We start from the raw sequence: 15,014 nt of genomic DNA, 5'->3' as shown, positions 1-15,014 counted from the left end.
GCGCGGCCGATCAGAGGAATTCGATCTTGGTCACCAGATAATATTTGTCGCCCGACGGGACCGTAACTTCGATCTCGTCGTCGACGCGGCGGCCGATCAGCGCGCGGCCGAGCGGCGAATTATAGCTGATCTTGCCAACTTTGGCGTCGGCCTCGGCCTGTCCGACGATCTGGTATTTGACCGGCTTGTCGTCTTCGTCCGACAGGGTGACGGTCGCTCCGAACACGATGCGGTCGCCCGATAGCGTCGAGGGATCGATGACCTGCGCGCGCGACAGCTTGTCCTCGAGGTCGCCGATCGTGGCTTCGACCTGACCCTGGCGCTCCTTCGCGGCATGATATTCGGCATTTTCCGAAAGATCGCCGTGCGCGCGCGCTTCTTCGATCGCGTCGACGATCAGCGGTCGCTCGGCTTTGAGGGCGGCGAGTTGCGCGCTCAGTTTCTCATAGCCTTCCGCCAGCATCGGCACCTTTTCAACGCTTGCCATTATCATCTCGTCCTTCGTCAAATATCCCGTCCCGGCGGCGAAGCGCCGGGCGGCTGAGCCGCTGTATCCGTCGATGTCGGGGGGTGAAGCGGTTCCTCAATAATAGTCTTGAAGCGGCTTTACTTCAAGAGAGCGTGCACGCAGCGCCCCGATCGCCTCGGTCGCCGCATGGCTTGCCGCGGCGGTCGTGTAATAGGCGATGTCGGCGCCGAGCGCCGAAGCGCGGATCGACTGCGAATCCTGCAAGCTCTGCCACCCCTCGGTGGTGTTGAAGATCAGCTGCACATCGCCATCCTTGATGCGGTCGACAATGTGCGGCCGCCCTTCGGCAACCTTGTTCACCCGCTCGACGGCGACCCCCTGTTCGGCAAGATAATCGGCGGTGCCGCCGGTCGCGATCACCTGCCACCCCCATTCGGCGAGCTGGCGGACGGGCGCGACGATGCGCGGCTTGTCGCTGTCCTTCACCGACACGAACAGGCGTCCCTCGGTCGGCAGGCGGTCGCCCGCGCCGAGCTGCGCTTTGGCAAAGGCGGTATTGAAATCGCTATCGATTCCCATGACTTCGCCGGTGGACTTCATCTCGGGCGACAAGACGGGATCGGTGCCAGGGAAGCGCGCGAAGGGGAAGACCGCCTCCTTGACCGCGACGTGGTCGATATCGCGATTGATCTTTGGCAGGTCGGCGAGCTTTTCGCCCGCCATCACGCGCGCCGCGATCTTGGCGATCGGCGAACCTACCGCCTTTGCGACGAACGGCACGGTGCGGCTCGCGCGCGGGTTGACCTCGATCAGGAAGACTTCGTCGTCCTTGATCGCGAACTGGATATTCATCAGCCCGCGCACCTCGAGCGCGCGTGCGAGCAATTCGGTCTGGCGCTCGATTTCGGCAATGATCGTGGGCGACAGGCTATACGGCGGGATCGAGCAGGCGCTGTCGCCCGAATGGACCCCGGCTTCCTCGATATGCTGGAGCACGCCCGCGACCACGACATCGGTCCCGTCACAGATCGCGTCGACGTCGACCTCGATCGCGTCGCGCAGATATTGGTCGATCAGGACGGGAGAGTCCCCCGACACCTGCACTGCCGTCTCGATATAGTTTTCGAGCTGCGCCTGGTCATCGACGATCTCCATCGCGCGCCCGCCAAGGACATAGCTGGGGCGGGTCAGCACCGGATATCCGATCCGCGACGCGACCGCGACCGCCTCTTCGCGGCTGCGTGCGATGCCGTTGTCGGGCTGCTTGAGGCCGAGCTTGTGGACGAGCGCTGCGAACCGCTCGCGGTCTTCGGCGAGGTCGATCGCGTCGGGCGAGGTGCCGAGGATCGGGATGCCCGCGTCCGACAGCGCCTGCGCTAGCTTCAATGGCGTTTGGCCGCCGAACTGGACGATCACGCCCGCCAGCGTCCCCTTCGACATTTCGACGTGCAGGATTTCGAGCACATCCTCTGCCGTCAGCGGCTCGAAATAGAGGCGGTCCGACGTGTCATAGTCGGTCGATACCGTTTCGGGGTTGCAGTTGACCATGATCGTCTCGAACCCGGCGTCCTCGAGCGCGAAACAGGCGTGGCAGCAACAATAGTCGAACTCGATCCCCTGCCCGATGCGGTTCGGTCCGCCGCCGAGGATGACGACCTTCTTGCGCTCGCTGGGGTTCGCCTCGCACTCGGGCTCGCCAAAGGTCGGCGCTTCATAGGTCGAGTAAAGATAGGGCGTCTGCGCCGCAAATTCGGCGGCGCAGGTGTCGATCGTCTTGAACACCGGCCGCACGCCGAGCTTGTGACGCAGCGCGCGCACTTCCTTTTCAGTGACGCCGCCCGTCATCGCCTTGACCGCCTCGTGGATCAGCCCGGTGCCGCGCGCCGTCGAGCGACGCGTGCCCGGCTGAAGGTTCGCCGACTGGAGCGCCAGATAGGCAAGGCGCTTGTCCGAAAAGCCCATCGCCTTCAGCTTCCGCAGTCCCGCGGCATCGCGCGGCAGACCGTTGCGGCACACGTCGCTCTCGGCCGCGACGATTTCCTCGATCCGCTGCAGGAACCACATGTCATAGCCTGCGACGCGGTTGATCTCCTCAAGCGGCAGCCCCTCGCGGATCGCCTGCGCGGCGATGAGCAGCCGGTCGGGGGTGCGGCGCGCCAGTTCGTTACGAAGCTGCTCGTGGCTCGCGCCCTTCAGCCGGTCGACGAAATTGAAGCCCGACAGGCCGGTCTCCAGCCCGCGCAGCGCCTTCTGCATCGATTCATGAATGGTGCGACCGATGGCCATCACCTCGCCCACCGACTTCATCGCGGTCGACAGCAACGGTTCCGACCCCTTGAACTTTTCAAAGGCAAAACGCGGGATCTTGGTGACGACATAGTCGATCGTCGGCTCGAACGACGCCGGGGTGACGCCGGTGATGTCGTTCATGATCTCGTCGAGCGTATAGCCGACGGCAAGCTTCGCCGCGACCTTGGCGATGGGGAAACCGGTCGCCTTCGACGCGAGCGCCGACGAACGCGACACGCGCGGGTTCATCTCGATCACAATCAGGCGGCCGTCCTTGGGATTGACCGCGAACTGGACGTTCGACCCGCCGGTTTCGACGCCAATTTCACGCAGCACCGCGATGCTCGCGTTGCGCATGATCTGATATTCCTTGTCGGTCAGCGTCAGCGCGGGGGCGACGGTGATGCTGTCGCCGGTATGCACGCCCATCGGATCGACATTTTCGATCGAACAGATGATGATGCAATTGTCCTTGCGGTCGCGCACCACCTCCATCTCATATTCTTTCCAGCCGAGGAGCGATTCCTCGATCAGGACTTCGGTGGTCGGCGACGCGATCAGGCCGCCGCGGACGATATGTTCGAACTCCTCGCGGTTATACGCGATGCCGCCGCCGGTGCCGCCCATGGTAAAGCTGGGGCGGATGATCGACGGCAGGCCGGTGCGTTCGAGCACCGCGAACGCCTCGTCGAGCGTATGCGCAATGCCCGAGCGCGCGCTTTCGAGGCCGATCTTGTCCATCGCGTCGCGGAACTTGATCCGGTCTTCGGCCTTGTCGATCGCCTCGGCATCGGCGCCGATCATCTCGACGCCATATTTTTCCAGCGTCCCGTCGTTGAACAAGGCGAGCGCGGTGTTGAGCGCGGTTTGCCCGCCCATCGTCGGCAGCACGGCGTCGGGGCGTTCCTTTTCGATGATCTTGGCGACGATCTCGGGCGTGATCGGCTCGACATAGGTCGCGTCGGCGAGCTCGGGATCGGTCATGATCGTCGCCGGGTTGGAGTTGACGAGGACGATGCGATAGCCCTCCTCCTTGAGCGCCTTGATCGCCTGCGTCCCCGAATAGTCGAACTCGCACGCCTGACCGATAACGATCGGGCCGGCGCCGATGACGAGGATGGATTGGATGTCGGTTCTTTTGGGCATTATTTTTTTTCCGTTTGTGCCACGCAGCCCCAACCGTCGCACTCGACGCCGAAACTGTCTTCAATCTGCAAATAGGTCATCGTCAGGTCACGCATCGCATCATCGTCGGTCGTTTGCGTTCGGACCAAAAACAACCAAGGCTCGCCCTCCTCGTCGGCCTCGATGAACTCCTGCACGGTAAAGCCGAAATTCTCACACGCCGCTTGGAGCCGCCGGAGCGCGTCCATCGGACCGCGAAAGGAAACATCGACCTCGCGCGGGACGTCCGGCAGATCACCATTCTCGCGCAAATTGCGCAGAACATCGAGATCTGCTGCCCAAACCTCATCCCACTGATCAGGAGAAGGAATCTGCGAACTCACTTTAACCCACCAACAAACTTCTCGAACAGGTAAAAGCTGTCCTGCGGCCCCGGGCTCGCCTCGGGGTGATATTGCACGCTGAACGCGTTCTTGCCCGTAATCGCGATGCCGCAGTTCGATCCGTCGAACAGGCTCTTGTGCGTTTCGACCACGCCCGCGGGCAGCGTCGCGGCGTCGACCGCGAAGCCGTGGTTCATGCTCGTGATCTCGACCACGCCGTCCGCAAAATCGCCGCCGACGCGCTGCACCGGATGGTTCGCGCCGCGGTGGCCCTGATGCATCTTCACCGTCCTTGCCCCCGCCGCGAGCGCGAGCAGCTGGTGGCCCAGACAGATGCCGAAGATCGGGACGTTGCGTTCGAGCAGCCCCTTGATCACCGGCACCGCATAATCGCCCGTCGCCGCTGGATCGCCGGGGCCGTTCGACAGGAACACGCCCGCGGGCTCCAGCGCCAGCACTTCGTCGAGGGTCGCGGTCGCGGGCACCACGGTGACGCGCGCGCCAGCCTTCACGAGATTGCGGAAGATATTGTCCTTCGCGCCATAGTCGATCGCGACGACATGGGGGCGGACTTGAGCCGTCGCCCCATTTCCGTTCGTGTCGAGCGAAGTCGAGACACCGTGAGGTCGTGCGCCGTCGATGGGCATCTCGACTTCGCTCGATGCGAACGGGATTTGGTAACCCTTGCCGAGAGCCCAAACGCCGCCGGTCCATTCGCCGGTGTCGGTGCGGCTGACGCCTTTCGCCAGGTCCATGCCCTCCAGCCCGGCCCAGCCGCGCGCCATCGCCAACAGCTCGTCGATGTCGAACTTGCCCTCGGGGCTGTGCGCGATCACGCCGTTGGGCGCGCCCGCTTCGCGGATGCGGCGCGTCAGAGCGCGCGTGTCGATACCCGCAAGCCCGATTACGCCCTGTTCGGCCATCCAATCGGGCAGCGTCTGGAAGCTGCGGAAATTGCTGGGCGCCGTCGGCAGCTCGCGCGTGATGCAGCCAAGTGCGCCGTGCACGCCGCGTTCCATATCCTCGGGGTTCGCGCCGACATTGCCGATGTGCGGAAAGGTAAAGGTGATGATCTGCCCGGCATAGCTCGGGTCGGTCAGGATTTCCTGATAGCCGGTCATCGACGTGTTGAAGCAGATTTCGCCCACACCGGCACCCACAGCGCCATAACCCACGCCCCACAGGATCGTGCCATTGGCAAGGACAAGAACGCCGGTGGCGCCGGAAGGCTGGCTTTTGGGCGCGGCAGAGGGATTGGCTGGTGCCATTTAACATGCTCCGGTCGGGGGGCTAAACGGCCGACCAATTAGGCGGCAAAAAAGTGATTCACAAGCTATCGGATTTGGAATCTTGCCGCTAAAGGTGCTCCTTTCCGAAATGAGAAAAGCTGGGGACACGCAATGATTCGTGATGCTCTTAAGGCTGCGCAGGTCGCCGCAATGAAGGCCGGCGACAAGGCGCGGCTCGGCACCATCCGCCTGATGCTGGCCAAGATCAAGGACCGCGACATCGAGCTTCGCACCGGTACCGCACCCGCAGACGACGATGTGCTCGTCACCGACGTCCTTCAGAAAATGGTCAAGCAACGCCGCGAATCGATTGCGATGTACGAACAGGGCGGCCGCCAGGAACTCGCCGACATCGAGGCGGCGGAAGTTGTCGTGATCGAGGAATTCCTGCCCGCACAACTGAGCGAAGAAGAAGCGACCGCTGCGATCCGCGCCATCATCGCCGAACTGGGCGCAAGCGGCCTCAAGGACATGGGCCGCGTGATGGCGACGGTCAAGGAACGCCACGGCAGCGAACTCGACATGAGCAAGGCGAGTGGGTGGGTGAAGGGGGCGCTTTCCGCCTAAAGGGGACATGCCCTGCCCTAGCCCCCCGCCCGCAGGAGAGGGATTGGCTGGGCCGCGAGCGCATATTTCTCCCCTCCCGCTTGCGGGAGGGGTCGGGGGAGGGCCTGTTTGGACAAGGGCTACAAACGAGCGACCGCAAATTCCCGCGAGTTGAGACTCAACGCGACCGACGCCGAACGGAAGCTATGGGCACAGTTAAGCGCCCGTAAAGTCCGGGGTGTCCGCTTCAATCGCCAATTCCCGATCGGCCCGTTCATCTGCGACTTCGTATCGCGCAGCGCCAAACTTGTGATTGAAGTCGATGGCGGCCAGCACGCGCTTGATGTAGCCAGCGACAAAGCGCGCACTCCTATTTGCAAGCACGGGGATATCGAGTGATCCGGTTCTGGAACAATGATGTGCTAGAACGGATCGATGGGGTCGTGCGCGAGATCGAGCGCGTGCTAGCCACATGCCCTCCCCCGACTCCTCCCGCAAGCGGGAGGGGAGTACCGTGACCCTCACCCCCCAATGGCTGGACGAATTGCGCGCGCGCATCACCTTGTCGACCCTCATCGGCCGCACGGTGAAGATCACGCGCGCCGGTCGCGAGTATAAGGCGTGCTGCCCCTTCCATAACGAGAAGACGCCCAGCTTCACGATCAACGACGAAAAGGGCTTCTATCACTGCTTCGGCTGCGGCGCGCATGGCGATGCGATTCGCTGGATGACCGAGCAGCGGGGGCTCGGTTTCATGGACGCGGTAAAGGAGCTTGCCGCCGAGGCCGGGATGGACGTCCCCGCTCCCGACCCGCGCGCCGCGAAAAAGGCCGAGGCTCAAGCGAGCCTGCGCGATGTCGTGCAGGCCGCCGCCGACTGGTTCGCGCAGCAGCTCGAGAGCAGCAACGGCGCCCCGGCGCGCGATTATCTGGCGCGACGCGGCATTTCGGAGGCGACGCGCAAGGCGTTTGGCTTCGGCCTTGCCCCCGATAGCCGCAGCGCGCTGAAAGAGGCGCTCAAGAAATTTCCGACCGCGATGCTTGTCGAGGCGGGGATGCTGATCGCGGTCGATGACAAAGAGCCTTACGACCGCTTTCGCGGCCGCCTGATGATCCCGATCTGCGACGCGCGCGGGCGCGTGATCGCCTTTGGCGGCCGCATCCTCGGTGACGGCGAGCCCAAATATCTGAACTCGCCCGACACGCCGCTGTTCGACAAGGGGCGCACGCTCTTCAACCTCGACAAGGCAAGCCCCGTCACCCGCCGGACGAACCGCATCATCGTCGTCGAGGGCTATATGGACGTGGTCGCGCTTGCCGAAGCGGGGATCGACGACGCCGTCGCGCCCCTCGGCACCGCGCTCACCGAAAATCAGCTGGGGCTGCTTTGGCGGATGGTGCCCGTGCCGCTCCTCTGCTTCGACGGCGATGCGGCGGGTCAAAAGGCGGCGATGCGCGCCGCGACGCGTGCGCTGCCGCTGCTGCGCCCCGGTTTCAGCCTTGCCTTCGCGACGCTTCCCGCCGGGCAGGACCCCGACGATCTGGTACGCGCCAAGGGCGCCGACGCGTTCGAGGCGATCCTCGAGAGCGCGCAGCCGCTCGTCGAGCGACTATGGGCGCACGAGGTCGCCGCCGGACCGCTCGCGACGCCCGAGGAGCGCGCCGCGCTCAAATCGCGCCTGCTTGCTCACGCCGACGCGATCGAGGATACCGATGTGCGCCACCATTATCGCGAGGCGTTTCGCGAAAAGCTCGATGCGCTCTTCGCGCGTCGACGCCCCGACCGCGGGCCGCGCGTCCCCTGGGCGCCGCAGGGCGCGCGCGGCGGCGGCCGGCGCTTCGCCCCCGACCCACGGTTGCAACCTCCGGCCGACGAAACGCGTTCGATCGGGCAGGCAGGAATCGCCGCACCCTATGCCGCGGCGCTGATCGGGGGCTTGTTGCGCCATCCGCAGGCGATCCGCCGTAACGAGGAGGCTCTGGTGCGGCTCGCAATCCCCGACCCTGGCGACGCAGAATTGCTCGCCGCGATGCTTGACATCGCAAATGCCGAGGAAGGGCTTGATTGCGAGGGGTTGCTTGCCATATTGGAGCCCATGAAGGTGTATAATAGGGCGATGACATTGCTCAGAGCCGATGGAATGCACTTCTCGTTCAATCGACGACTTGAAGAGGGCGAAGGGGCCGCGGCGGCGCGCGAATCCGCGCTTCGCGACCTTGACGAATATATCGGCGTGCTGGTGACGCAGCCTGAAATCCGTGCCCGGCTGGCCGAGGCGACAGCGGATTTCCAGCGCACGATGGACGACGAAGGCCTGGCGCGGCAGCAAAAGCTGCGCGCTTTGGATGAGGATTTGACCCGCCGTTTGGCCGCGCTGTCCGACAGCAGCCACGGCTCGACTATGAATTAATTGCCCCAAGGCAAGGAAACAGAATGGCCACCAAGAACGAAGCCGACACTGACGCTCCGCTGATCGACCTCAACGAAGCCGATGTCAAAAAGCTGATCGCGCGCGGCAAGAAGCGCGGCTACCTCACCTATGACGAGCTGAATGCGGCGCTGCCGCAGGACGAAATGTCGTCGGAACAGATCGAGGACATCATGTCGGCGATCTCCGACATGGGCATCAACATCGTCGAAAGCGATGAGGATGTGCAGGAAGAAACCGACGCCGAGCCCGACGACGAAGTCGATGTCAGTGCAGGCACCGGGTCGGTTTCGAATCCCGCTATCGAAAAGAAGAAGGAAACGGTCGATCGCACCGACGATCCCGTTCGCATGTACCTGCGCGAAATGGGGGCGGTCGAGCTGCTGAGCCGCGAGGGCGAGATCGCGATCGCCAAGCGCATCGAGGCGGGCCGCGACACGATGATCCTGGGGCTGTGCGAAAGCCCGCTGACCTTCAACGCGATCATCGAATGGTCGAACGCGCTCAACAATGGCGACATGCAGCTGCGCGAGATCGTCGATCTCGAAGCGATGCTGTCGAAAGATCCCGCGCCCGAGAATCTTGAGGAAGAGGGCGCCGAGGACGACGGCGAGATCAGCGAAAAGACCGCCGGCGTCTCGTTCAAGGACGAGGATGAGGTCGAGGAGGAGCCCTCGGCCGACGGCGAGGATGAAGATGGCGAAGGCACGTCGGGCAAGCGCGAGCGCTTCGACGACGATGACGAAGACAATACGCTGAGCCTCGCCGCGATGGAAGAATTGCTCAAACCCGACGCTCTAGAGAAATTCGCCGCGATTACCAAGAGCTTCAAGGCATTTTCGAAGCTGCAGGACGCGCGGCTCGAGGCCTTGTCGGGCGGCGAGGAATTCCCTGCCGCGTCAGAGAAGAAATATCACAAGCTGCGCGAAGAGCTGACCGCTCAGGTCGAAAGCGTCCAGTTCCACGGCACCAAGATCGAATATCTGGTCGACCAGCTCTATAGTTACAACCGCCGCTTGACCGCGCTCGGAGGCCAGATGCTGCGGCTTGCCGAACGCCACAAGGTGCCGCGCAAGGCCTTCCTCGACAATTATATCGGACGCGAGCTCGAGGAAAACTGGCTCGACGAAGTCGGCGGCATCGACAAGAAATGGGCCGCCTTCGCCGAGAATGAAGCAGGCGCGGTCGACCGCATCCGCGTCGAAATCTCCGAGATTGCACAGGCCGCGGGCATGAGCCTCGTCGAATTCCGCCGCGTCGTGAACATGGTCCAGAAGGGCGAACGCGAGGCGCGCATCGCCAAGAAGGAAATGGTCGAGGCGAATCTGCGCCTCGTGATCTCGATCGCCAAGAAATATACCAACCGCGGGCTGCAGTTCCTCGACCTCATCCAGGAAGGCAATATCGGCCTGATGAAGGCGGTCGACAAATTCGAGTATCGCCGCGGCTACAAGTTCAGCACCTATGCGACCTGGTGGATCCGGCAGGCGATCACCCGCTCGATCGCCGACCAGGCGCGCACGATCCGTATCCCGGTCCATATGATCGAGACGATCAACAAGCTCGTGCGTTGCAGCCGCCAGTTCCTCCACGAAAGCGGCCGCGAGCCTACCCCAGAGGAAATGGCCGAGCGTCTGTCGATGCCGCTCGAAAAGGTCCGCAAGGTGATGAAGATCGCCAAGGAGCCGATCAGCCTCGAAACGCCGATCGGTGACGAGGAAGACAGCCACCTCGGCGACTTCATCGAGGACAAGAACGCCGTCATTCCGGTCGACGCCGCCGTGCAGTCGAACCTGAAAGAGACGGTTACGCGCGTCCTCGCCTCGCTGACCCCGCGCGAGGAGCGCGTTCTGCGCATGCGCTTCGGTATCGGGATGAACACTGACCATACGCTCGAAGAAGTCGGGCAGCAGTTCAGCGTGACGCGCGAACGTATCCGCCAGATCGAGGCGAAGGCGCTGCGGAAACTCAAGCACCCGTCGCGCAGTCGCAAAATGCGTAGCTTTCTCGACCAGTAACCTTCGGGCGACATTCGTCGAATTTTTTGGGCGTCCGGTCTAACCGGGCGCCCATTTCGGTTGGCCGACGCATTATGTCGGGCGCGTCCGTCGGAACGGCGGCGCTCTCCCCCACCTTTCCTCGAGTTTGAGCCATGACAATAACAACGATCTGATGGCGTCACTTCCCGACCATTGGGATATTTTCCCTATCGGTGACCAGCGGAAGCGCTGTCCGATCCGCCAGAAGGCCGGGAATTCAGCCGTTCAGAAAAATTGGCACGCCCTTTGCGAAGCATTGGGCACGAACGCGGGGCGGTGCCCGCTACGAGAATAGGAAAGACAAAAATGGTACAGGAAACCACCAACCTCTTCCGCCGTCGCGACACCTTTTTCGGTATTTGCGAGGCCGTGGGCCAGGATTTCGGCTTTAATCCCCTGTGGCTGCGTCTGGCGTTCATTGCGCCGCTCTTCTTCTTTCCGGTGCAGACCTTTGCGGCCTATTTCGGCCTCGGCGCGATCGTGCTCGCTTCGCGCCTGCTCTTCCCTGCCAAGGCGGGCGCCGCCGAACAGCCGGTGCTCTCCGAAGTCGGGGGCACCGCGCCGACCGCCGACAAGGCCGAGGAACTCGCACTCGCTGCTTGAGAGGGCGCGGGCGGCCTATCCCCTCTCCCCTGGTCCGCCCGTCCCCGCCTCGATGGCGCCCCCCGCCAAAGCGACCAGACCCGGTAGGCTCCCCGGCCTGCCGGGTCATTTCGTCCGCTCCGAAATGTCTGCTGTCCCGCGTCGGAACAGAATCTGACGAAAAGCACAGCCGCCCATAAACGCGACGTTTACGACGTTGCTTTATGGCTGACGGCAACAGTTCATCGGCGCGGCTGAAGCTCGTCGCCCCAGGCCAAGGATTTCGCATTGAGCCCATCGATCCAGCCGAAGCAACCGGCACGCGGCGTCGCCGAACTGCTTGATTCGCTCGTCGCCAGCGAAGGCGCGGGCGCGCATCCCCACATCAAGGCCGGAGCGCTGTCGACCGGCCCCGACGCGATGCGCAACCTGGCCGATGCCGTCCATTTCCTGTGCCTTTTGCACGGCCGCTATCCGGGCGTCATCGACAATGCCGCGCGCAAGGCGGTCGACGCCGCCTCGCGCCGCTGGATGGACGAAGCCGCCAACGCCTTCGCGCTCGAGCGCGCCTTCCTCTCGAAAATTGCCGCCGCGGCCGGCCCGGTGCCAAGCACGCAAGGTCAGGCGCAATGCGAAGCCGCCGTTGCCGCGCAGCGCAAGGCCATCGAAATGCTTGCGGAATCGGATCGCCACGGATGCGCTCTCGGTGCCGCCATCGCGCTGACGCTTGACTGGCGCACGGTCCGCGTGCTGCTCGACATCAGCGCGCAGAAGCTCGAAATGGCCGTTCCGCGGTGCACGCTGCCCGACCTCCGCGACACGGCGCGGCTCGCCGGTGCCATCGGCGGAACTCCCGCAGCCGAACGCGCGATGATGTTCGGCGCACAGCAGTTGATTGCCCAGCACAGCGGGCTGTGGGATCTGCTTTCGGCCCGCGCCGCCAGCCGCGCGCATCCCTGACCCCGCGCCCGCGCGCCCAAATCTGCAAAGCATGTGAGGTTGCGCCGCCAAGCGCGCGCAGCTATGCCATCCCCGGTTGACGTTCACGTTAAGGGAAAGGCATTCCGCCCATGCGCTTCGAAGGCACCAGCGCCTATATCGCCACCGAGGACCTGAAGGTCGCGGTCAACGCGGCGACGATGCTTCGCCGCCCCCTCCTCGTGAAGGGCGAGCCCGGAACCGGCAAAACGGTGCTGGCCGAAGAGGTTGCCAAGGCGTTCGATGCGCCGCTCATCACCTGGAACATCAAATCGACTACAAAGGCACAGCAGGGTCTTTACGAATATGATGCCGTTGCGCGCCTGCGCGATGGCCAGCTCGGCGAAGAGCGCGTCCACGACATCCGCAACTATATCAAAAAAGGCAAGCTGTGGGAGGCCTTCACCAGCCCCGAGCTCCCCGTCCTGCTGATCGACGAGATCGACAAGGCCGACATCGAGTTTCCGAACGATCTGCTCCAGGAACTCGATCGCATGGCCTTCCATGTGTACGAGACCGATGAGACGATTACCGCGAAGGAAAGACCGATCGTCGTCATCACCTCGAACAACGAAAAGGAACTGCCCGACGCCTTCCTGCGTCGCTGTTTCTTTCACTATATCAAATTTCCGGACCGCGACACGATGGCCGAGATTGTCGAGGTTCACTTCCCCGGCATCCAGAAAACGCTGGTCAGTCGCGCCATGGATATTTTCTATGAAGTGCGCGACGTTCCGGGGCTCAAGAAAAAGCCTTCGACGAGCGAACTCATCGACTGGCTGAAGCTGCTGCTGGCCGAGGACATGCCGCTGGAGGTTCTGCAAAACCGCGATGTCGGCAAGGCGATTCCGCCGCTGCACGGGGCGCTGCTCAAGAACGAACAGGACGTGATGCTGTTCGAAAAGCTCGCGTTCATGGCACGGCGGCAGGGCGGCTGACACAATGGCCTATAGCGGCCACTGCGCCTGCGGGGCAGTTGCCATTCGCATCGACGGCGAACCGCTGGTCGTGCGGCAATGCTGGTGCGCGCAGTGCCAGAAGCTTGCCGCCGGCGGGCCGACGCACAACGCCATCTTCCTGACCGCCGACATCGAAGTGACCGGCGAGATCGCGTCGAACCGCCGCATGGCGGCGAGCGGCCGCGAACTCGCCTGGTCCTTTTGCCCGGCTTGCGGGACTCAGCTTTTTGCTGCGTCCTCGGCGGGGCCGCACATGCGCGCGGTCCGGCTTGGCCTCCTCGACGATCATGGGCTTAAACCGACGATCGCGATCTGGACCGACGATGCCCCTGCTGGAGCGACGATCGATCCGGCGATGGAGCAATATCCGGCGCAACCGCCCCCGCCGGGGGCACCGCGTTAGAGCTGGTACGCAACCTCGACGTCGCCCCAGCGACGGCCGTTGATCGTCGCGGGCATATAGACATTGCGGACGGTGATAAAGTTCGTCCCGTCGCCCTCCTGACGATAAACCGCCATGAAAAAGGGTGCCGTGCTGCGCTTTGCCGCGGCATCGGTCGCATCGAACAGGATACGCCCGTTGCGGCAATGCTGGGTGTCATGCTCGATATCGCCCGTCGGCGCGCGCGAGCAATCGGTGATATGAGTCGGCAGAAATCCGTTCATGTCGCCGGCGGACGACATCAACACTTCGGGATGCTCGCGGACGATCTCGTCGAACAGCGGTCGCCAATGCGCATCGGCCCAATCGCACAGGCTGGTCCGAAACCGTTCGGGGTTCGAGTTCGGCACGCGGACATAGTTGGTGTCGAACAGTTGCTCCATCGTCAGCGCGCCCTGCGCCACGGCATCTTCGGCAATCGCCACGAAACGGTCGCGCACACGCGAGGCGAGCTGGACGATAGCCGAATCCTGCGGCGAGACGCCCGCAGAGATCACGGCGTTGAACATCCTGTTCGATACATATTCCATCGACAGGATCGAATCGCGCGTGCCGGCGAGCGTGGCGCTGTTATCACGCACCGAGGCAACGACGCTGTCCATCGCCTCGCGCACCTTGGCGCCATTGGCGTGTACCATCGCGCTCGACTGCGCGATGCGGTCGCTCTGGTCGTCGAGCAGGGCAACAAGGTGCGTCGCATCGTGCAGCGCGTCGGTAATCGTCTCGAACTGCGCCTCGGCGCGGCTCGACTGTTCGACCCCCGACTGAATTTCCGCAACGAGCCCGCTCGCCTCTGTTGCGAGGCTGCCGATGCTGCGGCGGATTTCGTCGGTCGCGCCGCGCGTATTCTGCGCAAGTTTCTTCACTTCAGCGGCAACGACCGCAAAGGTCCGGCCCGCGTCGCCCGCACGCTCGGCCTCGATTGCGGCGTTGAGCGCAAGCATGTTGGTCGTCTTGGCAATCTGCTCGATTGACTGGCTGACCTGCTGCACCTGCTCCATCACGGCAGCGAAATTGGTGACATGCGTTCCGAGGCGCGCGACAAGGTCGATGACCGAGCGGAATTCGGTGACGGCGCTGTTGACGCGCTCGGCCCCGGCGTCGAGCTGTTCGCAAGCGCGCGCCGACAGAAGCTTGGCTTCGTCGGTCGAATCGGCGATCTGGCGCTGATCCGCCTCAAGGCTGACGACAAATTCTTCGAGCCGCCCAAGCTCGGAAATCTGCCGTTCCATCTGATCGGTCGCAAGCTTGATGCGGCCCGCCGCATCACTGCACCCGACAGCAAGCTCGCCGCAATCGCTTGCGACGGACTGGTCGAGAACCGCCGTATTGGCGTTGATCGGTTCGAATTTCATCGGCTTACCCACGTCCCTGTGCCATCGCGCAGCTATGCCGAACATTGGTTAATGCGGCGTCAACGGGTGGAGTCTGGCGCGATGCCGCACGCCCGCGGGCCTTACCTATCCACTTTCCGTAAACGTAAAG

12 protein-coding genes and 1 pseudogene are annotated in these 15,014 nt (G+C 63.4%); 8 read left to right on the top strand and 5 right to left on the bottom strand.

All coding sequences use genetic code 11. The annotated features are described in order from the left end of the window. Nucleotides 1-10: 10 nt before the first annotated feature. The 4 genes from greA to carA all read right to left on the bottom strand — a co-directional run bounded on the left by greA (nucleotide 11) and on the right by carA (nucleotide 5,534). Nucleotides 11-487, bottom strand: a complete 477-nt coding sequence (gene greA / locus H7692_RS00180; RefSeq protein ID WP_201924810.1) for a transcription elongation factor GreA — start codon at nucleotides 485-487, stop codon at nucleotides 11-13. Nucleotides 488-583: 96 nt separating this feature from the next. After that, a complete protein-coding gene (gene carB / locus H7692_RS00175) occupies nucleotides 584-3,904 on the bottom strand; it encodes a carbamoyl-phosphate synthase large subunit (protein WP_222136328.1) in 3,321 nt (1,106 codons plus the stop codon). Next, on the bottom strand, nucleotides 3,904-4,266 hold the full coding sequence (locus tag H7692_RS00170) for a ribonuclease E inhibitor RraB (RefSeq protein WP_201924808.1): 363 nt from the start codon (nucleotides 4,264-4,266) through the stop codon (nucleotides 3,904-3,906). Before H7692_RS00170 ends, carB begins: the two co-directional genes overlap by 1 nt. After that, nucleotides 4,263-5,534 (bottom strand): glutamine-hydrolyzing carbamoyl-phosphate synthase small subunit, encoded by a 1,272-nt coding sequence (carA, locus tag H7692_RS00165; protein ID WP_201924807.1) that lies wholly within the window; start codon nucleotides 5,532-5,534, stop codon nucleotides 4,263-4,265. The genes H7692_RS00170 and carA overlap by 4 nt, the downstream gene beginning before the upstream one ends. Before the next feature lie 132 nt (nucleotides 5,535-5,666). Here carA and H7692_RS00160 point away from each other — a divergent pair, with 132 nt between their 5' ends. The 8 genes and pseudogenes from H7692_RS00160 to H7692_RS00125 all read left to right on the top strand — a co-directional run bounded on the left by H7692_RS00160 (nucleotide 5,667) and on the right by H7692_RS00125 (nucleotide 13,490). Further along, entirely contained in the window at nucleotides 5,667-6,122 is a 456-nt protein-coding gene (locus H7692_RS00160; protein ID WP_201924806.1) for a GatB/YqeY domain-containing protein, read from the top strand. 108 nt (nucleotides 6,123-6,230) lie between these two features. Then, nucleotides 6,231-6,619, top strand: a pseudogene (locus H7692_RS00155) (endonuclease domain-containing protein). Beyond that, entirely contained in the window at nucleotides 6,616-8,511 is a 1,896-nt protein-coding gene (gene dnaG / locus H7692_RS00150) for a DNA primase (RefSeq protein ID WP_222136411.1), read from the top strand. The pseudogene H7692_RS00155 and the gene dnaG overlap by 4 nt, the downstream one beginning before the upstream one ends. 23 nt (nucleotides 8,512-8,534) lie before the next feature. Further along, the gene (gene rpoD / locus H7692_RS00145; RefSeq protein WP_201924805.1) at nucleotides 8,535-10,547 is read left to right on the top strand and encodes an RNA polymerase sigma factor RpoD; all 2,013 of its coding nucleotides are present in this window, start codon (nucleotides 8,535-8,537) and stop codon (nucleotides 10,545-10,547) included. A 327-nt stretch (nucleotides 10,548-10,874) separates the two neighbouring features. Continuing rightward, complete coding sequence (locus H7692_RS00140) at nucleotides 10,875-11,171, top strand: PspC domain-containing protein (protein WP_201924804.1); 297 nt, start codon at nucleotides 10,875-10,877, stop codon at nucleotides 11,169-11,171. 267 nt (nucleotides 11,172-11,438) lie between these two features. Beyond that, complete coding sequence (locus tag H7692_RS00135; protein ID WP_201924803.1) at nucleotides 11,439-12,110, top strand: DUF6975 family protein; 672 nt, start codon at nucleotides 11,439-11,441, stop codon at nucleotides 12,108-12,110. 110 nt (nucleotides 12,111-12,220) lie between these two features. Beyond that, nucleotides 12,221-13,066, top strand: coding sequence for an AAA family ATPase (locus H7692_RS00130; protein WP_201924802.1), 846 nt, complete (start codon nucleotides 12,221-12,223; stop codon nucleotides 13,064-13,066). A gap of 4 nt (nucleotides 13,067-13,070) precedes the next feature. Next, a complete protein-coding gene (locus H7692_RS00125; RefSeq protein WP_201924801.1) occupies nucleotides 13,071-13,490 on the top strand; it encodes a GFA family protein in 420 nt (139 codons plus the stop codon). Here H7692_RS00125 and H7692_RS00120 read toward each other — a convergent pair. Then, complete coding sequence (locus H7692_RS00120; RefSeq protein ID WP_227339547.1) at nucleotides 13,487-14,884, bottom strand: methyl-accepting chemotaxis protein; 1,398 nt, start codon at nucleotides 14,882-14,884, stop codon at nucleotides 13,487-13,489. The two genes, H7692_RS00125 and H7692_RS00120, sit on opposite strands and share 4 nt — an antisense overlap. Between the last annotated feature and the right edge of the window lie 130 nt (nucleotides 14,885-15,014).

This window comes from Sphingopyxis sp. P8 (assembly GCF_020622175.1).
Taxonomy (GTDB): domain Bacteria; phylum Pseudomonadota; class Alphaproteobacteria; order Sphingomonadales; family Sphingomonadaceae; genus Sphingopyxis; species Sphingopyxis jiangsuensis.
Note: the sequence above shows the minus strand (reverse complement) of the source record. Positions and strands in the feature narration are given on the sequence as shown.

Excerpts from the sequence above, each read along its gene's own strand:
- greA (WP_201924810.1), bottom strand. The coding sequence starts at position 487 with ATGGCAAGCGTTGAAAAGGTGCCGATGCTGGCGGAAGGCTATGAGAAA.
- carB (WP_222136328.1), bottom strand. The coding sequence starts at position 3,904 with ATGCCCAAAAGAACCGACATCCAATCCATCCTCGTCATCGGCGCCGGC.
- carA (WP_201924807.1), bottom strand. The coding sequence starts at position 5,534 with ATGGCACCAGCCAATCCCTCTGCCGCGCCCAAAAGCCAGCCTTCCGGC.
- H7692_RS00160 (WP_201924806.1), top strand. The coding sequence starts at position 5,667 with ATGATTCGTGATGCTCTTAAGGCTGCGCAGGTCGCCGCAATGAAGGCC.
- rpoD (WP_201924805.1), top strand. The coding sequence starts at position 8,535 with ATGGCCACCAAGAACGAAGCCGACACTGACGCTCCGCTGATCGACCTC.
- H7692_RS00140 (WP_201924804.1), top strand. The coding sequence starts at position 10,875 with ATGGTACAGGAAACCACCAACCTCTTCCGCCGTCGCGACACCTTTTTC.
- H7692_RS00130 (WP_201924802.1), top strand. The coding sequence starts at position 12,221 with ATGCGCTTCGAAGGCACCAGCGCCTATATCGCCACCGAGGACCTGAAG.
- H7692_RS00125 (WP_201924801.1), top strand. The coding sequence starts at position 13,071 with ATGGCCTATAGCGGCCACTGCGCCTGCGGGGCAGTTGCCATTCGCATC.
- H7692_RS00120 (WP_227339547.1), bottom strand. The coding sequence starts at position 14,884 with ATGAAATTCGAACCGATCAACGCCAATACGGCGGTTCTCGACCAGTCC.